General features: G+C 58.2%; 16 protein-coding genes. 6 read left to right on the top strand and 10 right to left on the bottom strand.

Going from position 1 to position 21,131, the window contains the following annotated elements:
* Nucleotides 1-5: 5 nt before the first annotated feature.
* The 4 genes from hslV to priA form a co-directional block, all read right to left on the bottom strand.
* Nucleotides 6-536 carry an ATP-dependent protease subunit HslV gene (gene hslV / locus DG357_RS22210; RefSeq protein ID WP_014072345.1) on the bottom strand — a complete coding sequence of 177 codons (531 nt, stop codon included), beginning with the start codon at nt 534-536 and terminating at the stop codon, nt 6-8.
* Nucleotides 537-630: 94 nt separating this feature from the next.
* Nucleotides 631-1,617 (bottom strand): cell division protein FtsN, encoded by a 987-nt coding sequence (gene ftsN, locus DG357_RS22205; protein ID WP_028014839.1) that lies wholly within the window; start codon nt 1,615-1,617, stop codon nt 631-633.
* Nucleotides 1,618-1,710: 93 nt separating this feature from the next.
* On the bottom strand, nt 1,711-2,736 hold the full coding sequence (gene cytR / locus DG357_RS22200; RefSeq protein ID WP_041911797.1) for a DNA-binding transcriptional regulator CytR: 1,026 nt from the start codon (nt 2,734-2,736) through the stop codon (nt 1,711-1,713).
* A 119-nt stretch (nt 2,737-2,855) separates the two neighbouring features.
* Entirely contained in the window at nt 2,856-5,051 is a 2,196-nt protein-coding gene (priA, locus tag DG357_RS22195; RefSeq protein WP_045631547.1) for a primosomal protein N', read from the bottom strand.
* 200 nt (nt 5,052-5,251) lie between these two features.
* On the opposite strand from priA, the gene rpmE reads away from it, so the two are divergent.
* On the top strand, nt 5,252-5,464 hold the full coding sequence (rpmE, locus tag DG357_RS22190; RefSeq protein WP_003862040.1) for a 50S ribosomal protein L31: 213 nt from the start codon (nt 5,252-5,254) through the stop codon (nt 5,462-5,464).
* A gap of 48 nt (nt 5,465-5,512) precedes the next feature.
* On the opposite strand, the gene metJ is transcribed toward rpmE, so the two are convergent.
* A complete protein-coding gene (gene metJ, locus DG357_RS22185) occupies nt 5,513-5,830 on the bottom strand; it encodes a met regulon transcriptional regulator MetJ (RefSeq protein ID WP_003862042.1) in 318 nt (105 codons plus the stop codon).
* Between the two features lie 275 nt (nt 5,831-6,105).
* Between metJ and metB the strand changes: the two genes are divergently transcribed.
* The 4 genes from metB to katG all read left to right on the top strand — a co-directional run bounded on the left by metB (nt 6,106) and on the right by katG (nt 13,141).
* Entirely contained in the window at nt 6,106-7,266 is a 1,161-nt protein-coding gene (metB, locus tag DG357_RS22180) for a cystathionine gamma-synthase (protein ID WP_021242813.1), read from the top strand.
* Between the two features lie 2 nt (nt 7,267-7,268).
* Nucleotides 7,269-9,701, top strand: a complete 2,433-nt coding sequence (locus DG357_RS22175) for a bifunctional aspartate kinase/homoserine dehydrogenase II (RefSeq protein ID WP_088205136.1) — start codon at nt 7,269-7,271, stop codon at nt 9,699-9,701.
* 225 nt (nt 9,702-9,926) lie between these two features.
* Nucleotides 9,927-10,814 carry a methylenetetrahydrofolate reductase gene (gene metF / locus DG357_RS22170; protein ID WP_041911801.1) on the top strand — a complete coding sequence of 296 codons (888 nt, stop codon included), beginning with the start codon at nt 9,927-9,929 and terminating at the stop codon, nt 10,812-10,814.
* A gap of 146 nt (nt 10,815-10,960) precedes the next feature.
* Nucleotides 10,961-13,141 carry a catalase/peroxidase HPI gene (katG, locus tag DG357_RS22165; RefSeq protein ID WP_041911802.1) on the top strand — a complete coding sequence of 727 codons (2,181 nt, stop codon included), beginning with the start codon at nt 10,961-10,963 and terminating at the stop codon, nt 13,139-13,141.
* A 91-nt stretch (nt 13,142-13,232) separates the two neighbouring features.
* On the opposite strand, the gene gldA is transcribed toward katG, so the two are convergent.
* The 5 genes from gldA to argE form a co-directional block, all read right to left on the bottom strand.
* The gene (gene gldA, locus DG357_RS22160; protein ID WP_048959186.1) at nt 13,233-14,336 is read right to left on the bottom strand and encodes a bifunctional L-1,2-propanediol dehydrogenase/glycerol dehydrogenase; all 1,104 of its coding nucleotides are present in this window, start codon (nt 14,334-14,336) and stop codon (nt 13,233-13,235) included.
* 12 nt (nt 14,337-14,348) lie between these two features.
* Nucleotides 14,349-15,011 carry a fructose-6-phosphate aldolase gene (gene fsa / locus DG357_RS22155; protein WP_088205137.1) on the bottom strand — a complete coding sequence of 221 codons (663 nt, stop codon included), beginning with the start codon at nt 15,009-15,011 and terminating at the stop codon, nt 14,349-14,351.
* Between the two features lie 128 nt (nt 15,012-15,139).
* Nucleotides 15,140-15,904: a helix-turn-helix transcriptional regulator gene (locus DG357_RS22150; protein ID WP_088205138.1), complete on the bottom strand. Its 765-nt coding sequence runs from the start codon at nt 15,902-15,904 to the stop codon at nt 15,140-15,142.
* Between the two features lie 57 nt (nt 15,905-15,961).
* Nucleotides 15,962-18,613 carry a phosphoenolpyruvate carboxylase gene (gene ppc / locus DG357_RS22145; protein ID WP_088205139.1) on the bottom strand — a complete coding sequence of 884 codons (2,652 nt, stop codon included), beginning with the start codon at nt 18,611-18,613 and terminating at the stop codon, nt 15,962-15,964.
* A gap of 271 nt (nt 18,614-18,884) precedes the next feature.
* The gene (gene argE, locus DG357_RS22140; RefSeq protein ID WP_028014830.1) at nt 18,885-20,036 is read right to left on the bottom strand and encodes an acetylornithine deacetylase; all 1,152 of its coding nucleotides are present in this window, start codon (nt 20,034-20,036) and stop codon (nt 18,885-18,887) included.
* A gap of 88 nt (nt 20,037-20,124) precedes the next feature.
* Here argE and argC point away from each other — a divergent pair, with 88 nt between their 5' ends.
* Entirely contained in the window at nt 20,125-21,129 is a 1,005-nt protein-coding gene (gene argC, locus DG357_RS22135; RefSeq protein ID WP_048998224.1) for an N-acetyl-gamma-glutamyl-phosphate reductase, read from the top strand.
* The last annotated feature ends 2 nt before the right edge of the window (nt 21,130-21,131 follow it).

The raw sequence follows: 21,131 nt of genomic DNA, 5'->3' as shown, positions 1-21,131 counted from the left end.
GATCCTTACGCTTTGGAGGTCAATTCTTCGATGGTGTGGTTGTGGTTGGTATAGATGCAGATATCACCTGCAATATCCAACGCCTTCACCGCGATATCACGCGCGTTCATGTCGGTATTTTCCAACAGCGCGCGGGCTGCAGCCTGGGCATAAGGGCCGCCAGAGCCGATGGCAATCAGGTCGTTTTCCGGCTGAATCACGTCACCGTTACCGGTGATGATAAGCGAAGCGGTTTCATCCGCGACCGCCAGCAGCGCTTCGAGCTTGCGCAGCATACGGTCGGTACGCCAGTCCTTTGCCAGCTCAACGGCAGCCTTCACCAGATGACCCTGGTGCATTTCCAGCTTGCGTTCAAACAGTTCAAACAGCGTGAAGGCATCCGCCGTGCCGCCTGCAAAACCGGCGATCACTTTGTCGTTGTAGAGACGACGGACTTTCTTCACGTTGCCTTTCATGACGGTATTACCCAGCGTGGCCTGGCCATCACCGGCAATTACCACCTGGCCGTTACGGCGTACACTTACTATTGTTGTCACGAGCAGACCCCCTGGTTACAGATTCGGGAAACAGAAGCCCTGAGCCTGTGCTCAGGGCTGAATTAAATGATAGATGGGGGGGATTTTGGGGGTTTCAACCCCCGGAGGCGAGTCGAATGCAGTTTGTGTGGCCAGCCACTTTCAAACGGGAAATGGTGCCGTCTGCGTTTTCTTTGCCTTTAACCGGGCCGATCACCACGCGGTTCCAGCCGTTATTGGTGGTAATGCGTGAGTCAAATCCTTCAAATGCCAGTTGAGCACGTACCGTTTCCGCCTGCTCGGCACCTTTAAACGAACCGCACTGCACCATCCAGCGGCGCTCGTCTTTTTTCTCTGCCGTCTGCTTCGGCGCTTCGGTCTCTTTGGTCACCGGCGCGGCCTGCTGCGTTTTCGGCTGCTGCGCGGTGGTATGCGCTGGCGTCTGGAGCAGATCCTGATACGGCTGCGCCGCTTGCTTTGGCGGCTGCGCTTTTGGCTGTTGAACAGGCTGCGACTGCACCGTACGCGTCTGCTGCTGCGGTTGCTGGTATGGCTGGGCCTTCGGCTGCTGTACCGGCTGAGTTTGCGTCCACTGCTGCTGTTGCTGCTGTTGAATTTGTGCCTGGCGCTGACGCTGCAGCTGCAACGTTTGCTGACGCTGCGCTGGCGTTTGTTCATTCCACGGCACTTCATTCAGCTGCGTCGGCTGCTGGCGCATATCGGCCTGCATCTGTGCCAGCAGCTGGCGCTGCTCGTCCGTCAGCTGATCGGCATTCTTCACTTCGCCACCGGCTGAGGGCTCAGTAGGCGCACGCACGCCGGGCTGACGACTTTCCAGCTCTTTAATATAGCGCCAGCGCTCTTCAGGTTTCGGCGGCAGACCATTTCCCACCACTTTGTTGCCCTGAAGGGCCTCGGACTCTTCTTTTTTATGGTGCGTGATGAAGTACAGGCCGCCAATAAAGGCCACCAGCACGGCCGCAGCAATAGCGACCATTGCTGGCGAGACCGCAGGCAGATTACGCTGCTTGCTTTTTGAACTGCTCTTTTTGCGTCGCGAAGGTGCCGGCTGGCCGCGACGTACATAATCTCGTTGTGCCACTATCGTTTCGCTGTATTTATTCGTTCGTCAGCCCGCCATGTTACTTAAGCGGCGGGGCTTTGACCAGATAAGGGTGTCCGAAAGGCGTTTACTTTAAGTCAATGCCTGGGTAGAGCCGCGAATAATCAGCTCGCAGTCCAGCAAACGCGAGCCGCTGCTAACCGTTTGACCCTGCAGCTGATCCAGCAGAAGCAGCATCGCTTCGCGGCCAATCTGATAGCGCGGTTGTGAAACGGTGGAGAGCGGTGGATCGCAAAACTCTGAAAGTGAAATGTTATCGAATCCGATAATCGACAAATCTTTCGGCACGCGTAAGCCACGGCGCTTGGCGTGTGAAAGCGCACCCAGCGCCATCACGTCGCTGTGGCAGAACACCGCCGTTGGCGGTTCCGGCAGCGCCAGCAGTTTCTCCAGCGCCTGTCCACCCGCTTCAAAGGTAAAATCACCGCGCGCAATATAGTGCGGATCGACAATCGCACCGGTACGGCGCAGCGCCTGAACATAGCCCTGCAGGCGGTAGTGGCACAGCGGCATCTCTTCCGGCCCGGCAATGCAGCCAATCCGCTTATGCCCCAGCTCCTGGAGATAGTTTACGGCGTTGAACGCGGCGGTGAGGTTATCAATGTGGACCGTCGGTAGCTCAAGCTCAGGCGCAAATTCGTTGGCCATTACCATCGGCGGTAAATTGCGCTGTTCTTCGATGCTGGCATCAAACGGCAGGCGCGAGCCAAGCAGCAGCATGCCGTCAATCTGCTTGGTGATAATGAGGTCGATAAAGGTTTTTTCCTGCTGGTTCTGGTGAGCGCAGTCGCCAATCAGCACCAGATAGCCCTGCTCCGCCGCCGTCACTTCGATACCGCGAATGATCTCGCTGAAGAAGGGATCGCAGATATCCGGCACTATTACCAGGATGGTCCGCGATTCATTGCGCTTGACGTTCCGCCCCATCGCCTGCGGGAAATACCCCACTTCCAGCGCCGCCTGTTCAACCTTGTTACGGGTCGCCTGGGAGACTTTATCCGGGTTCATTAATGCGCGGGACACGGTTGCCGTTGAGACTTGTGCTTTCTCGGCAACGTCTTTCATGGTCGCCGTGGCAACCTCTTTCCTGGACTTCAACGTCTTCTCCTCGCCTGAACACCGAACTGCGGACATCACCATTTTTACAGATAGTTAATGGAATCGGTTACAGAATTTTCATAAAAAGTGTGAGGCGCGTTAAATTTTTCGATCCGTCTTCAGCCTTCGATGGGATCGACGTCCAGTACCCACTTCACTTTACGCGCTTCCGGCAGGGTATTGATGAGCGCCAGCGTGCCGCTGACGATGTGCTGCAGGCGAATACGCGAGGGGTGCTGAAGTAAAATCTGCCAGCGGAAACGTCCACCGCGTTTTGGCGCCAGCGCCGGCACCGGGCCCAGGATCCACAGCTGGTTATCCACCAGCGGGCTGGCCTGCAGGAGATTCCTCAGCTGTTGCAGGAAAAGCGGCGCCTGCTGGTTGTTATGATCCTCCGCGCGGATGATGACGTGGCTGGTCCACGGCGGCAGCTGCATGGTCTGGCGTTCGGCCAGCGCCTGCTCGGCAAAGGCGTCATAGCCTTTGTGCAGCAGAGTCTGTAGCAGCGGGTGCTCAGGGTGGTGCGTTTGCAGTACCACCTCGCCCTGTTTCCCCGCGCGTCCGGCACGCCCGGCAACCTGGGTATAAAGCTGGGCGAAGCGCTCGGCGGAGCGGAAATCTGCCGAGAACAGCGCGCCGTCGACGTCCAGCAGGGCGACCAGCGTCACGTCCGGGAAGTGGTGCCCTTTGGCCAGCATCTGGGTGCCAATCAGGATGCGCGCGCCGCCGCGATGCACTTCCGCCAGCTGCTGCTCCAGCGCCCCCTTGCGGCTGGTGGTGTCCCGGTCGATTCGGGAAATAGGCACGTCCGGGAAGAAAGGGCCAAGCGCCTGTTCCAGCTGTTCCGTTCCCAGTCCCACCGGCACGATATGCGTGGAACCACATGACGGGCACTGGCGAGGCACGGGACGCTGGCTGTCGCAGTGGTGGCAGCGCAAATGTCGCTGGGCCTGATGGAAGGTGTAGTAGTGGTCGCAGCGCGGGCACTCGGCAATCCAGCCGCAGTCGTGGCACAGCAGGGCGGGGGCAAATCCGCGACGGTTGAGGAACAGGATGACCTGGTTCCCCGCCTGCAAATGCTGGCGCATGCGGGAAATCAAGGCGGGCGCTAAGCCGGCCTGCACCTGCTGGCCTTTGAGATCCAGCACGTGCTGAATGGCCGGGCGGGCATTCCCCGCGCGGCGCGTCAGGCGCAGCATGTGGTATTTACGCTGGCGCACGTTGTGCAGCGTTTCGAGCGCAGGCGTGGCGGATCCGAGAATAATAGGGATTTGCTCGCTGTGCGCACGGTAGACCGCCAGATCGCGGGCGTGATAGCGCCAGCCTTCCTGCTGTTTATAGGAGCTGTCGTGCTCTTCGTCGATGACGATAACGCCGAGGTTTTTAAACGGCGTAAACAGCGACGAGCGGGTGCCGATCACAATCGCCGCTTCGCCGTTTTTCGCTTTCAGCCAGGCGCTGAGGCGCTCGCTGTCGTTCAGCCCGGAGTGCAGCACCTCAACGGGCGCGTTAAAGCGCTCGCGGAAGCGGGCGATGGTTTGCGGCGTCAGGCCGATTTCCGGCACCATCACCAGCGCCTGTTTGCCCTGCGCGAGCACGTTTTCCAGCACGCTCAGATAGACTTCGGTCTTGCCGGAGCCCGTCACGCCCGCCAGCAGCCAAGCGGAAAAGTGGTCCGAGGCGCTATGAATGGCGCCTACCGCGGTAGCCTGCTCGGTATTCAGGCGCAGGCGATCGCCCGAGACAGAGAAGCCGTCGCGCCAGTCGTGAAGGGCGGGCGCTTCGCTGGCCAGCTCGCTCAACCCTTTCTTTCTTAATGCCTGTAGCGCCGTTTCGCTGACCTCAAGCTCGTCGACCTGGTGCCGCCAGATTTTTCCCTGACGCAGCGCCGCCAGCGCCTGCTGCTGTTTCTGCGAACGCTTCAGGCTGTTGATGTCCACGGCCTGCCCCTGTTCGGTGGCAAACCAGTACCACATCGGGGCGTGGCTGGCGCTCTTGCCCTGGCGCAGCAGGATCGGCAGGGCGTGGAACAGGACGTCGCCAATCGGGTGATGATAATAATCTGCCGCCCACAGCAGCAGTCGCCAGGTGCTGGTGGAGTAAACCGGCTCGCTGTCCAGCACCTCAACCACCGATTTCAGTTCATTGAGGGGCAATTCGCTTTTATCGCTGACGGAGACGACGATCCCCACGCGCTGCTGTTTGCCAAACGGCACGGTCACGCGACAGCCCGCTTTGGCGCTCATGCTGTCGGGCAGCAGGTAGTCAAAGGTGCGGGGAAGCGGAACGGGCAGGGCAACGTGAGCGACGGGCATCGAATCTTCCTGACTTGAAAAGTGACGCGTTAGTATACACATTAGTAAAAGCGGCGTGCGGATCAGTTTGCATACGTTGGTTAAATTCTGTATGATTCGCCGCCTTTGGTGTACTTTACGCCAAAGAACTTACATTCAACATCGCGTGGTGTCTGGCGTTAGGGCTGGAAGAGCGACGCGGCCTTAACTGAGGTTCTCCCATGAAAAAAGATATTCACCCGAAATACGAAATGATTACTGCAAACTGCTCTTGCGGTAACTCTATCCAGATCCGCTCTACCGTGGGTCACGATCTGAACCTGGACGTGTGCGGCAAATGCCACCCGTTCTACACTGGTAAGCAGCGTGATGTTGCAACCGGTGGCCGTGTTGACCGCTTCAACAAGCGTTTCAGCATCCCGGGCGCTAAATAAGTTTCCCGAAAAAAAGGCACCGCAAGGTGCCTTTTTTGTATCCGCTTCTCAGTATTCCCACGTCTCCGGGTCAATACCCAGTTCACGCATGATCACCTTCGCCTCTTCCGGGATTTCGTCGCTACGCTCTTTGCGCAGATCGTCATCGTTCGGCAACGGTTGGCCGGTAAACGCATGCAGGAACGCTTCGCACAGCAGTTCGCTGTTGGTCGCGTGACGCAGGTTGTTCACCTGACGACGCGTACGTTCATCGGTGAGGATCTTCAACACCTTCAGAGGAATGGAAACCGTAATTTTCTTTACTTGCTCACTCTTCTTACCGTGCTCAGCGTATGGGCTGATATATTCGCCGCTCCATTCAGCCATGAGATACCTTTAATCCTCTCAGTCATTAATCTAAAGGTGCAAACCGGTCACTGCCCGTTTTGAACCGTAATCTTGCGTAGTTTACCGTAGAGACGATACCGTGGCACGGATATTGCCGCTGCAGCGTGCACTAAAGCATATAATTTTAACGGCTATTTGCGCATTGCTCAATCTATACGCAAAGAAGTTTAGATGTCCAGATGTATTGACGTCCATACTTTCAATGTTTACTCTGGTGGCTGACTTTTCACCTCATTCGCCAGGAAGCCCTCACCATGACGCGTAAACAGGCCACGATCGCAGTGCGTAGCGGATTAAATGATGACGAGCAGTACGGCTGCGTTGTCCCGCCCATTCATCTTTCCAGCACCTACAATTTCACCGGATTTAATGAACCGCGCGCGCATGACTACTCGCGTCGCGGCAACCCTACGCGTGATGTAACCCAGCGCGCGCTGGCGGAACTGGAAGGCGGCGCGGGTGCGGTATTAACCAATACCGGTATGTCTGCCATTCACCTGGTGACCACGGTGTTCCTGAAGCCTGGCGATCTGCTGGTTGCGCCGCACGACTGTTACGGCGGCAGCTATCGTCTGTTTGATAGCCTGGCAAAGCGCGGCTGCTACCGCGTGCTGTTTGTCGATCAAAACGACGAACAGGCGCTGAAACAGGCGCTGGCAGAGAAGCCGAAGCTGGTTCTGGTGGAAAGTCCAAGCAACCCATTGTTGCGCGTTGTCGACATTGCGAAAATTTGTCAGCTCGCAAGGGATGCGGGAGCGATAAGTGTAGTGGATAATACCTTCCTCAGTCCGGCCCTTCAGAACCCGTTAGCACTGGGTGCGGATCTGGTATTGCATTCATGTACTAAATATCTGAACGGCCATTCTGACGTGGTAGCGGGCGTGGTGATTGCAAAAGATCCCGACGTTGTCACGGAACTGGCATGGTGGGCTAATAACATCGGCGTCACCGCGGGCGCGTTCGACAGCTACCTGCTGTTGCGCGGCATCCGCACGCTGTCGCCGCGCATGGACGTGGCGCAGCGTAATGCCCAGGCGATTGTCGATTTCCTGAAAACCCAGCCGCTGGTGAAGAAGCTTTATCACCCGTCGCTGCCGGAAAACCAGGGGCATGAGATTGCCGCGCGCCAGCAGAAGGGATTTGGCGCGATGTTAAGTTTTGAACTGGACGGTGACGAGCAAACGCTGCGTCGCTTCCTGAGCGGGCTGTCATTGTTTACGCTGGCGGAATCCTTAGGTGGGGTTGAAAGCTTGATCTCCCACGCCGCGACCATGACGCACGCAGGTATGGCACCGGAAGCACGTGCCGCCGCCGGGATTTCCGAGACGCTGCTGCGTATCTCGACCGGTATTGAAGATTCTGAAGATTTAATTGCCGATCTGGAAAATGGCTTCCGGGTCGCAGCCAAGGGGTAATCATGAGTGTGATAGCGCAGGCAGGGGCGAAGGGTCGTCAGCTGCACAAGTTTGGTGGTAGTAGTCTTGCTGATGTGAAATGTTATCTGCGCGTCGCAGGGATCATGACCGAATATTCACAGCCGGGTGACATGATGGTTGTCTCGGCGGCGGGCAGCACCACCAACCAGTTGATTAGCTGGCTGAAACTGAGCCAGACCGATCGCCTTTCTGCGCATCAGGTGCAACAGTCCTTACGTCGTTACCAGAGCGAGTTGATTGCCGGCCTGCTGCCTGCGGACATGGCGGACGGGCTGATCAGCGCCTTCACGCATGACCTTGAGCGTCTGGCTGCTCTGCTGGACAGCGGGATTACCGACGCGGTGTATGCCGAAGTGGTGGGCCACGGTGAAGTGTGGTCCGCGCGCCTGATGGCCGCCGTACTGCAACACCTGGGCGTAGACGCGGCCTGGCTCGACGCGCGTGATTTCCTGCGTGCGGAACGCGCCGCGCAGCCGCAGGTGGACGAAGGGTTGTCCTATCCGTTGCTGCAACAGCTGCTGGTGCAGCATCCGGGCAAACGTATTGTCGTCACCGGCTTTATCAGCCGCAGCAACGCCGGTGAAACCGTGCTGCTGGGCCGTAACGGCTCGGACTACTCGGCAACGCAAATTGGTGCCCTGGCGGGCGTGTCCCGCGTTACCATCTGGAGCGACGTGGCCGGTGTCTACAGCGCGGACCCGCGTAAAGTGAAAGATGCCTGCCTGCTTCCGCTGCTGCGTCTCGACGAAGCCAGCGAGCTGGCGCGTCTGGCGGCCCCGGTGCTGCACGCCCGTACGCTGCAGCCGGTTTCCGGCAGCGATATTGACCTGCAGCTGCGCTGTAGCTATACGCCGGATCAGGGGTCTACCCGCATTGAGCGCGTGCTGGCGTCCGGCACGGGCGCGCGCATTGTCACCAGCCACGACGACATCTGCCTGATCGAGTTCCAGGTCCCTGCGGGCCAGGACTTCAGGCTGGCGCATAAAGATATCGACACGATCCTGAAACGCGCCCAGGTGCGTCCGCTGGCCGTTGGCGTGCATAACGATCGTCAGCTGCTGCAGTTCTGCTATACCGCCGAAGTGGCGGACAGCGCGCTGAAAATTCTCGACGAAGCGGGCCTGCCGGGCGAGCTTCGCCTGCGTCAGGGGCTGGCGCTGGTGGCGATGGTCGGCGCGGGCGTCACCCGTAACCCGCTGCACTGCCACCGTTTCTGGCAGCAACTGAAGGGCCAGCCGGTGGAGTTCACCTGGCAGTCGGAAGAGGGCATCAGCCTGGTCGCCGTGCTGCGTAAAGGCCCAACCGAAAGCCTGATTCAGGGTCTGCACACCTCGCTGTTCCGCGCGGAAAAACGCATCGGCCTGGTGCTGTTTGGTAAGGGTAACATCGGTTCCCGCTGGCTGGAGCTGTTCGCCCGCGAACAGGTCACGCTTTCGGCGCGTACCGGGTTTGAATTTATTCTTGCGGGCGTGGTGGATAGCCGCCGCAGCCTGCTGAACTACGAAGGGCTGGATGCCAGCCGGGCGCTTGCCTTCTTTAACGATGAAGCGATTGAGCAGGATGAAGAGTCGCTGTTCCTGTGGATGCGCGCGCACCCGTATGACGATCTGGTGGTGCTGGACGTCACCGCCAGCGAACAGCTTGCCGATCAGTATCTGGATTTCGCCAGCCACGGTTTCCACGTCATCAGCGCCAACAAGCTGGCGGGGGCGAGCAGTACCGATAAATATCGTCAGATCCACGACGCGTTTGAAAAAACGGGCCGCCACTGGCTCTATAATGCCACCGTTGGCGCGGGCCTGCCGGTTAACCATACCGTGCGTGACCTGATTGAAAGCGGCGACAGCATTCTGGCGCTGAGCGGGATCTTCTCCGGCACGCTCTCCTGGCTGTTCCTGCAGTTTGACGGCACCGTACCGTTCACCGACCTGGTGGATCAGGCGTGGCAGCAGGGCTTAACCGAGCCCGATCCGCGCGTTGACCTCTCCGGTAAAGACGTGATGCGCAAGCTGGTAATCCTGGCGCGTGAAGCCGGTTATGACATCGAACCGGATTCCGTACGCGTCGAGTCGCTGGTGCCTGCGGGCTGCGAAGAAGGTTCTGTTGATCACTTCTTCGAAAACGGCGACGAGCTGAATGACCAGATGGTGCAGCGTCTGGAAGCGGCAAACGAGATGGGGCTGGTGCTGCGCTACGTGGCGCGTTTCGAGGCGAACGGTAAGGCGCGTGTGGGTGTCGAGGCGGTGCGTCCTGAGCATCCGCTGGCGGCCCTGCTGCCGTGCGATAACGTCTTCGCCATTGAAAGCCGCTGGTACCGCGATAACCCGCTGGTGATCCGCGGCCCGGGCGCGGGGCGCGACGTCACCGCTGGGGCTATCCAGTCCGATATTAACCGTCTGGCTAAGCTGCTGTAAAAAGTGAATTTCCCTCTCCCTGTGGGAGAGGGTTAGGGTGAGGGCATCAGACCGAGCTCACCCTCATCATGAACTCCCTTCATCTTCCCTGAGCAAACCTCACCGTTATTGTGATTATTTCTGTTGACGTCACGCCGCTTTTCCGTCATTTTTACATCTGGACGTCTAAACGTATAGAAGTTCACAACACAACAGACAATGACACGCGAAAGATAGAGGTAAGGTATGAGCTTTTTTCACGCCAACCAGCGGGAAGCACTGAATCAGAGCCTGGCCGAAGTAAACGGCCAGATTAACGTCTCTTTTGAATTTTTCCCGCCGCGCACCAGTGAAATGGAGCAAACCCTGTGGAGCTCTATCGATCGCCTGAGCAGCCTGAAGCCGAAGTTTGTCTCCGTGACCTACGGTGCCAACTCCGGCGAGCGCGACCGTACGCACAGCATTATTAAAGGCATCAAAGATCGTACCGGTCTGGAAGCAGCGCCGCATCTGACCTGTATTGACGCCACCCGCGATGAGCTGCGCGCCATTGCCCAGGACTACTGGAACAATGGGATTCGCCATATCGTTGCCCTGCGTGGCGATCTGCCGCCGGGAAGCGGCAAGCCGGACATGTACGCTACCGATCTGGTCGCGCTGCTGAAAGACGTTGCTGATTTTGATATCTCCGTGGCCGCCTACCCTGAAGTCCACCCGGAAGCGAAAAGCGCCCAGGCGGATTTGCTTAACCTGAAGCGTAAGGTGGAGGCCGGTGCCAACCGCGCCATCACCCAGTTCTTCTTTGACGTGGAAAGCTATCTGCGCTTCCGCGACCGCTGCGTCTCGGCAGGTATCGACGTCGAAATTATCCCGGGCATTCTGCCAGTCTCTAACTTCAAACAGGCGAAGAAGTTCGCCGATATGACCAACGTTCGCATTCCGCTGTGGATGTCCAAAATGTACGAAGGGCTGGACGATGACGCGGAAACCCGCAAGCTGGTGGGGGCCAATATCGCGATGGACATGGTGAAGATCTTAAGCCGCGAAGGGGTGAAGGACTTCCACTTCTACACGCTTAACCGCGCGGAGATGAGCTACGCCATTTGTCATACGCTGGGCGTTCGTCCGGCGTAATCAGCAAAAAGCCCTCATAAAGTGAGGGCTTTTTAATCAGATAAAAAGTTAAAAGGTATTAACTATCGAATCTGTGGATTAATTCAACTATATCTTATTGCTAGTGGTGTATATCGTAACGGTATCACTGTAAAGGGAGCATAGCGATGAGCACGTCAGACGAGACCAATAACGCGGCATCCGCCGGCAAATGTCCGTTCCATCAGGGCGGCGTCGATCACAGCGCGGGTGCAGGTACCGGCAGCAAAGAGTGGTGGCCTAAACAACTCCGCATCGATCTTCTAAACCAACATTCCAACCGTTCGAACCCTCTGGGTGAAGACTTCGACTACCGCAAAGAATTCAGCAAGCTCGACTATTCCGCCCTCAAGGGCGATCTCAAAGCCCTGTTAACCGATTCTCAACCCTGGTGGCCTGCCGACTGGGGCAGCTACGCGGGTCTGTTTATTCGCATGGCCTGGCACGGTGCCGGTACTTACCGCTCCGTTGACGGACGCGGCGGTGCCGGACGCGGCCAACAGCGCTTTGCGCCGCTGAACTCCTGGCCTGATAACGTCAGCCTGGATAAAGCGCGCCGCCTGCTGTGGCCAATCAAGCAAAAATACGGACAAAAAATCTCCTGGGCCGACCTGTTTATTCTCGCGGGTAACGTGGCGCTGGAGAACTCCGGCTTCCGCACCTTTGGTTTTGGCGCCGGTCGTGAAGACGTCTGGGAACCGGATCTGGACGTGAACTGGGGTGATGAAAAAGCCTGGCTGACCCACCGTGACCCGGAAGCACTGGCGAAACGCCCGCTGGCGGCCACCGAAATGGGGCTGATTTACGTGAACCCGGAAGGGCCAAACGCCAGCGGTGAACCGCTGTCTGCTGCGGCGGCGATCCGCGCCACCTTTGGCAACATGGGTATGAACGACGAAGAGACCGTCGCGCTGATTGCCGGCGGCCATACGCTCGGTAAAACCCACGGCGCGGGTGAAGCCACGCACGTAGGTACCGATCCGGAAGCCTCGCCGATTGAAGCGCAGGGCTTAGGCTGGGCCAGCACGCACGGCACCGGTATTGGCGCTGACGCCATCACCTCAGGGCTGGAAGTCATCTGGTCGCAAACTCCGACACAGTGGAGCAACTACTTCTTCGAGAACCTGTTCAAATACGAATGGGTGCAGACCCGCAGCCCGGCAGGCGCGATTCAGTTTGAAGCCGTGGATGCGCCAGAAATCATGCCAGACCCGTTTGACCCGTCGAAAAAACGTAAGCCAACCATGCTGGTCACCGACCTGACGCTGCGTTTCGACCCGGAATTCGAGAAAATTTCCCGTCGCTTCCTGAACGATCCGCAGGCCTTTAACGAAGCCTTCGCGCGCGCGTGGTTCAAACTGACCCACCGTGATATGGGGCCAAAAGCGCGGTACATCGGCCCGGAAGTGCCGAAAGAAGATCTGATTTGGCAGGATCCGCTGCCTCAGCCGGTGTTCCATCCGACGCAGGAAGACATTGAAAGCCTGAAAGCGGAAATCGCGGCCTCTGGCCTCTCCGTGAGCGAGCTGGTTTCCGTGGCTTGGGCGTCTGCATCGACCTTCCGCGGCGGCGACAAGCGCGGCGGCGCCAACGGCGCGCGTCTGGCGCTGGCGCCTCAGCGCGACTGGGATGTAAACGCCGCGGCGGTACGTGCGTTACCGGCTCTGGAAGCAATTCAGCGCACCACCAACAAAGCGTCACTTGCGGATATCATCGTGCTGGCGGGCGTTGTGGGCGTTGAGCAGGCGGCGAAAGCCGCGGGCGTTTACGTCAACGTGCCGTTCACGCCGGGCCGTGTGGATGCACGTCAGGATCAGACGGATATTGAGATGTTTAACCTGCTCGAACCGATTGCCGACGGCTTCCGCAACTACCGTGCGCAGGTGGATGTGTCTACCACCGAGTCGCTGCTGATCGACAAAGCCCAGCAACTGACCCTGACCGCACCTGAGCTGACGGTGCTGATCGGCGGCCTGCGCGTGCTGGGCACGAACTTTGATGGCAGCAAGAATGGCGTATTCACCAGCCGCGAGGGCGTGCTGAGCAACGACTTCTTCGTGAACCTGCTGGATATGAATACCCAGTGGAAAGCGACCGACGATTCAAACGAGCTGTTTGCCGGTAGCGATCGCGCCAGCGGTGAAGTGAAATACACCGCGACCCGCGCCGACCTGGTCTTCGGTTCGAACGCCGTCCTGCGCGCGCTGGCCGAGGTTTACGCCAGCAGCGATGCGCACGAGAAGTTTGTCCGTGACTTCGTTGCCGCATGGGCGAAGGTGATGGATTTGGATCGGTTTGACGTGAAGTAGCCATTGTGCCGGGTGGCGGCTACGCCTTACCCGGCCTACAAATTAAAGTGCCATGTAGGCCGGGTAAGCGCAGCGCCACCCGGCTTTTTTATTACTCCCACTCCTGCAGGAATCGCTGTCCATACTGGTCTGCCACCAGCAGCGCCGCATACACCTGATCCGGCGTGACGCCCCCCGGCATGTTGTGGATCGTTTCTCCTTCCGCACAAGAGGCTTCGGCAATCAGACGCATTTTGGCCGGAATATCCTCTTTGATGTTCAGCTGTGCCAGGGTGATCGGCAGCCCTACGCTGTGGCAAAGCGCCGCGACGGTCTCAATTTCTTCTACCGGCGCGTTTTCCAGCACCAGCTGCGTCAGCGTACCAAACGCCACTTTTTCCCCATGATAGAAGTGATGCGCGTCCGGCACCGCCGTCATGCCGTTATGAATAGCGTGTGCAGCCGCCAGCCCGCCACTTTCAAAGCCGACGCCGCTGAGATAGGTGTTGGCTTCGATAATGCGTTCCAGCGCAGGCGTTACCACATGCTGTTCCGCCGCCAGCATCGCTTTTTCACCCTCTTCAACCAGCGTGTTGTAGCACAGCTCGGCGAGCGCTAATGCCGCCTGTGTGCATTTACCCCCGGCCATGGTGGTCGCGCCGCTGCGCGAGCAGGCGCGTGCTTCAAACCAGGTCGCCAGCGCGTCGCCAATCCCGGCGGCCAGCAGACGTGCAGGCGCACCTGCTACCACTTTCGTATCCACAATGACCATGTTCGGGTTGTGCGGCAGCATCAGGTAGCGATCGAACTCGCCGCTGTCGGTGTAAATAACGGAAAGGGCGCTGCACGGCGCGTCGGTGGAAGCGATAGTCGGCGCAATGGCGACCGGTACGTCCATAAAGTGAGCCAGCGCTTTCGCGGTATCAAGCGTTTTACCGCCACCAATTCCCAGTACTGCCAGGCAGTCGGCGCTGTCGGCCAACTTTTTCAAGCGATCGATTTCATTTTGCGAACATTCGCCGCCAAACGGCGCGATTTCGGCATGCAGTTCGGCTTTTTTAAAACTCTGGCGCAGGGTGTCTTCGGCAAAACCCAGCACAAACTTATCGCCGACGATCAGCCAGCGGTTTGCCAGGGGTTTCAGATAGTCGCCGAGACGGGTCAGCACATCCGCGCCCTGGATATATTTCCCCGGCGATTGAATGATACGGTCCATAACAGTTCTCCCTTAGAGATTGAGGTTACCAAACGCGTTTTTCCAGTCCTGCTCGAACTTTTCTATGGCCGACTCTACCGCTGGTGTACCGAGCATTTGTTGCGCTACGTCTAAGGGGATCGTGATTGCCTCGCATCCGGCCAGCAGGCAGTCCAGCGCCTGACGCGGTGTTTTAAAGCTGGCAGCCAGCACCATGCTTTCCGGCGCATGCAGTTCAAGCAGGGACTGCAGCTCCTGTACCATGCCAATACCGTCGCCGCCCTGGGCGTCGACGCGGTTGACGTACGGCGCAACGTATTTCGCGCCTGCCAGCGCGGCCAGTAAACCCTGAGCGGCGCTGTAAACGGCGGTGCCCAGCGTGGTAATACCCTCTCTTTTCAGCTCTTTAATGGCGATAAGCCCCTGCGCGGTGACCGGAATTTTCACCACAATACCCGTGATGGCGTTACTCAGGCGTTTGGCCTCCGCCACCATGCCTTCGGCGTCGCGGCTCATGGTTTGAGCAAACAGCGTGCCCTCCGGCCCGATGGCTTGTTGCAGCCGCGGCAGCACGTCCCAGATGGATTCACGGCTGGCGGCAATGATGCTTGGGTTGGTGGTGACGCCCGCGATGGGGAAGATGCGGGCAAGGCGTTCCACTTCCGCCACGTTCGCGGTATCCAGATACAGTTCCATTATTTTTCCTTAAGTCAGAAAGGTTGAATAAAGGATAAGGCCCGGCTGAGTGCGGCGGATACAGGTCAATTTTGCCAAATACTGGACAAATGTAATGTCCTTAGCGAAGTGCGATAGCGATCACAATGCTATTTTTTGGCGATAAGCTGGCTGTGATACTGGCGACGATATTCGGAAGGGGAACGCTCGGTGTGCTTGCGAAAGAGGCGACAAAAGTAGTTGCTGTCAGGAAATCCGCAGCGTGCGGCAATATCTTTAATTTTGAGATCGTAGCCTTTCAGCAGCTGGCGTGCATGTTCCAGCCGCGTTTGTGTCAGATACTCGTTGAACCCCACGTGGCCGATCTTCTGAAAGAGATGGGAAAGGTAGTTCGGCGAGATGTAGAACGCCTGTGCCACGGATTCGCGCGTTAACGAAGAGGCGTAATTTTCTTCGATATAGCTACGAACGGCTTCGAATAGCGCCCGGCTACGGTTAGCGGTGTGGATGTCACTGCCAAGCAGATCCCGGCAGTGGCTGAGCAAGCTTAATACCACCAGCATGGCTGTGTCTTGCTCGTCTGGCTGCATCTGTAATTCGGTGAGCGCTTGCAGAAGAAAAGCACTCGTTCGCGGGCCACGCCGGGGAACCTGTAACTGCTGCAAAAGCGCGTTGTCACACTGTAAATCGAGAGTCAGCTGCTGCTTACCGAAATGTATGCTCAGGACGTTAGGCGGTGGAAGCGTGATGTGTCCAAAGGATGAAAATATCGCCTCACAGGGGGGAACAAGGGTAATGACGAGGCAGGGAGATGTTCGGGGATGCTGTTCAGCCAGCGCTGAGAAATGAATCTGGCCCAGCGGTAGCGTACGGTTCACCAGGTCAGCCAAAATTCGGGTGATATCGGAATACATGAGAAGACTACCGAAACGTGCCGGGCGGCGCTAAAAACGCCTGCCCGGCATAAAGCATTACCCAGTGTTACGCATACCCGCCGCAACGCCCGCAATCGTCACCATCAGCGCCTGTTCAACGCGAGGATCCGGCTCTTTACCTTCCTCTTCCGCCAGGCGGGAACGGTGCAGCAGTTCAGCCTGTAAAACGTTCAGCGGGTCGGTGTAGATGTTACGCAGCTGGATTGATTCGGCGATCCACGGCAGGTCCGCCATCAGGTGCGAGTCGTTGGCAATGTCCAGCACCACTTTGATGTCGCCTTCCAGCAGCTCGCGCAGTTCTTTACCCAACGCCCACAGCTCTGGTTTCACCAGCCGCTGGTCGTAGTATTCCGCCAGCCACAGGTCGGCCTTCGAGAAGACCATCTCCAGCATGCCCAGACGGGTAGAGAAGAAGGGCCAATCGCGGCACATGGTTTCCAGTTCGTTCTGTTTGCCGTCTTCCACCACTTTTTGCAGCGCGGCACCGGCACCCAGCCAGGCGGGCAGCATCAGGCGGTTCTGCGTCCAGGCGAAGATCCATGGAATGGCGCGCAGGGATTCAACGCCACCGGTCGGGCGACGCTTTGCAGGACGCGAGCCCAGCGGCAGTTTACCCAGCTCCTGTTCAGGCGTGGCCGAGCGGAAGTAAGGGACAAAATCTTTGTTTTCACGCACGTAGCCGCGGTATAGATCGCAGGAGATGTCTGACAGCTCGTCCATGATGCGGCACCAGGATTCTTTTGGCTCCGGCGGTGGCAGCAGGTTCGCTTCCAGGATCGCGCTGGTATAGAGCGACAGGCTGCTGATGGTCACTTCCGGCAGGCCGTACTTGAAGCGGATCATCTCGCCCTGCTCGGTCACGCGCAGGCCGCCTTTCAGGCTTCCCGGGGGCTGTGACAGCAGTGCTGCGTGAGCAGGTGCGCCACCGCGGCCAATGGAGCCTCCGCGACCGTGGAACAGGGTCAGCTCAATACCGGCTTTCTCGCAGGTTTTGATCAGCGCATCCTGAGCCTGATACTGCGCCCAGGACGCCGCCATCACGCCCGCATCTTTCGCGGAGTCGGAATAGCCAATCATCACCATCTGCTTGCCCTGAATAAAGCCGCGATACCAGTCGATGTTCAGCAGCTGGGTCATGACGTCGTTGGCGTTGTTCAGGTCGTCGAGGGTCTCAAACAGCGGGGCGACTGGCAGGGCGTAGTCGATGCCCGCTTCTTTCAGCAGAAGATGAACGCCCAGCACGTCGGACGGGGTTTTCGCCATGGAGATCACGTAGGCGGCCACCGATCCTTTCGGCGCATCGACGATCGCTTTACAGGTGTTGAGCACCTCGCGGGTGTCGTTGCTTGGCTCCCAGTTGCGCGGCAGCAGAGGGCGCTTGGAGTTCAGCTCGCGGATCAGGAACGCCTGCTTGTCGGCTTCGGACCAGCTTTCATAGTCGCCGATGCCGAGATAGCGGGTCAGCTCGCCCAGCGCTTCGGTATGACGGGTACTTTCCTGACGCACGTCGATACGCACCAGCGGTACGCCGAAACACTTCACGCGGCGCAGGGTATCAAGCAGTTCGCCGTTGGCGATGATGCCCATGCCGCAGGCCTGGAGTGATTTGTAGCAGGCGTACAGCGGCTCCCAGAGCTGTTCGTCCTGGCTCAGCAGACCTTCCGGCTTCGGCAGGCGCTGGCCTTTAAGGCGCGCTTCCAGCCACGCCTGGGTGGCCATCAGCTGACCGCGCAGCTTTTTCATCAGGAAACGGTACGGCTCGCTGGCGCCTTCTTCGCCGGCCAGCGCGCGCAGTTCCGGCGTCGCTTCAACCATCGACAGCTCGGAGATCAGCACCTGAATATCTTTCAGGAACAGGTCGGTCGCTTTCCAGCGGCTCAGCAGCAGGACGTGACGGGTGATTTCCGCGGTCACGTTCGGGTTGCCGTCGCGGTCACCGCCCATCCAGGAGGTGAAGCGCACCGGCACAAAGTCTACCGGCAGGCGGTAGCCGAGGTTCTCTTCCAGCTGTTCGTTCAGCTCGCGCAGGTAGTTTGGTACCCCTTCCCACAGGCTGTTTTCCACCACCGCAAAGCCCCATTTGGCTTCGTCGACCGGGCTTGGGCGATGCTTACGAATTTCATCGGTATGCCAGGACTGGGCAATCAGCTGGCGCAGACGGCGCATCAGCTGGTTGCGCTCGTAGTCGGCAATGTCTTTGTTATCCAGCTGCTTCAGGCAGCTGTTTACTTCCACCATCTTGTGGATCAGCGTACGACGGGTGATTTCGGTTGGGTGTGCGGTCAGCACCAGCTCCAGCGAAAGGGACTCCACCGCTTTTTTGATGGTGGCTTCGTTGAGGTCTGGCTGGTCTTTAAGTTTACGAAGGGTGCGGGCAATGACTTCCGGGTTGCTGGCCGCTTCGCCGTTTGGCGAAATGCTGTGGTATTGCTCAGCGGTGTTTGCCAGGTTCAGGAACTGGCTGAAGGCGCGGGCAACGGGCAGCAGCTCATCGTTAGAGAGGTTCTGCAAGGTGGTGAGCAGCTCCTGACGACTGGCCTCGTTACCGGCACGGGAAGATTTAGACAGCTTGCGGATGGTTTCAACGCGGTCGAGGATGTTCTCCCCTAATGCGTCTTTGATGGTATCTCCAAGCACTTTGCCGAGCATGCTGACATTACTACGCAACGCGGAATATTGTTCGTTCATAAAAACCCAGTCACCCCATCATTTTTGTTTATGCCCAGGCGAAAATCTTCTGGACATTATTTTGTCATCTCCCTTTATAAAGCCACGTAAAACCCCCGTCGTCAATTGCTGCGAAAACGGTTCAGCAAACGAATAAATGCGGGCAATTTACGAAATTTAATTCGCATTGCGTCAGATAAGCGATGCTTATGGAAATGTGACGGTGATCATGCGATTTGTTGCCCTCACCCGAACCCTCTCCCACGGGGAGAGGGGACTTTTCGGTGCGGTTTTAATGCCAGCAGAAGTGATGCACAACCTGGGTAATCAGCTCGCGGGTGGGCTTGATGAAGCGGGTTTCCAGATATTCATCCGGCTGGTGGGCCTGGTTAATGGAGCCAGGGCCGAGGACCAGCGTCGGGCAAAGCGTTTGAATAAACGGCGCTTCGGTGCAGTAGTTCACCACGTCGGTTTTCTCGCCGAGCAGTTTTTCCACCACCTGAACCAGCTGATGGTCTGGCGGGCATTCGTAGCCCGGGATTGGCGGATGCAGTTCGGAGACCGTCAGGCGTCCCGGCCAGCGCTCGCTCACCGGGGCCAGCGCTTCATTCAGCAGGCCATCCAGATCGCTCAGCGTCATGCCCGGCAGCGGACGGATATCCATATGCAGTTCGCAGCAGGCGCAGATGCGGTTGGACGCATCGCCGCCGTGCAGGCTACCGAGGTTCAGCGTCGGATACGGCACGGTGAATGCCTCGTAGTGATACCGCTCTTTCAGGTCGTCGCGCAGAGTCATAATGCGGCCAATGGCGTCGTGCATCAGCTCAATGGCGTTCACGCCGCGCGCCGGATCGCTGGAGTGGCCGGACTGGCCCAGCACGCGCACCGCGGTAGAAATATGGCCTTTGTGCGCACGAATCGGCTGCAGAGAGGTCGGTTCACCGATGATCGCGCAGTCCGGACGAATCGACGTGTTTTCAGAGAAATAACGTGCGCCCGCCATGCTGGTCTCTTCATCGGCGGTTGCCAGAATGTAGAGCGGTTTTTTCAGCTTCGTCACGTCCACGTCACGCAGCGCGTCGAGGATAAAGGCGAAGAAGCCTTTCATGTCGGCGGTGCCCAGACCGTAGAGCTTGTTGTCATGCTCGGTCAGGGTGAACGGATCGCGCGTCCAGCGGCCATCGTCAAACGGTACGGTGTCGGTATGGCCGGCCAGCAGCAGGCCGCCCGCGCCGGTTCCGGTGCTGGCGAGCAGGTTAAATTTGTGGCGTGTTCCGGGGACGGGCTGAACCTCAACGTTAAACCCAAGATCGCTAAACCAACCCGCCAGCAGATTGATTAAAGACTCATTGCTCTGATCCAGCGCTTCTTCGGTCGCACTGATGGACGGTGTGGCAATCAGGGCGCGGTAGATCTCGATAAATGGCGGTAAGTTCATTTTCATTGTTGACACACCTTAGGTCGTGATAGTATCAATATTCATGCAATAAATGTGAATAAAAATACATTAACGTTGAGCATAAAGGAACCCGATGTTGAATACGCTGATTGTAGGCGCTAGCGGTTATGCGGGCGCAGAGCTTGTAAGCTACGTAAATCGCCACCCTCATATGACCATAACCGCTTTGACCGTGTCAGCGCAAAGCAATGATGCAGGAAAGTTAATTTCCGATTTGCATCCACAGCTTAAGGGCATTGTCGATCTGCCGCTGCAGCCGATGTCTGACATCAGCGAGTTTACCGACGGCGTCGACGTGGTGTTTTTAGCCACCGCGCACGAGGTCAGCCACGACCTTGCGCCGCAGTTCCTGGCGGCCGGCTGCGTGGTGTTTGACCTCTCCGGCGCGTTCCGCGTTAACGACGGCGCGTTCTACGAAAAATATTACGGCTTCACTCATCAGCATCCGGATCTGCTTGAAAAAGCGGTGTACGGCCTGGCGGAGTGGAGTGCGGATAAACTGAAAGAAGCGGACCTGATTGCCGTTCCGGGCTGCTACCCGACGGCGGCGCAGCTCTCCCTGAAGCCGCTGATCGACGCCGGTCTGCTGGATCTGAGCCAGTGGCCGGTGATCAACGCCACCAGCGGCGTGAGCGGTGCGGGGCGCAAGGCCGCTATCTCCAACAGCTTCTGCGAAGTGAGCCTTCAGCCGTATGGCGTGTTTAATCACCGCCATCACCCTGAAATCACCACCCATCTGGGCGCGGAGGTGATTTTTACCCCACACCTGGGCAGCTTCCCGCGCGGGATCCTCGAAACCATCACCTGCCGCCTGAAGTCGGGCGTGACCAAAGAGCAGGTGAGCGAGGCCTTCACGCAAGCGTATGCGGATAAACCGCTGGTGCGTCTGTACGACAAAGGCGTGCCGGCGCTCAAAAACGTGGTTGGCCTGCCGTTCTGCGATATCGGCTTTGCCGTACAGGGCGAGCATCTGATTGTGGTCGCCGCAGAAGATAACTTACTCAAAGGCGCTGCCGCACAGGCAATGCAGTGTGCAAATATTCGTTTCGGCTTCCCTGAAACGCAGGCTCTTATTTAAGG

The sequence above is a fragment of the Enterobacter bugandensis genome (genome assembly GCF_900324475.1).
GTDB classification, from domain to species: domain Bacteria; phylum Pseudomonadota; class Gammaproteobacteria; order Enterobacterales; family Enterobacteriaceae; genus Enterobacter; species Enterobacter bugandensis.
The sequence above is the reverse complement of the archived record's forward strand: the minus strand, read 5'-3'. Positions and strand labels throughout refer to the sequence as shown.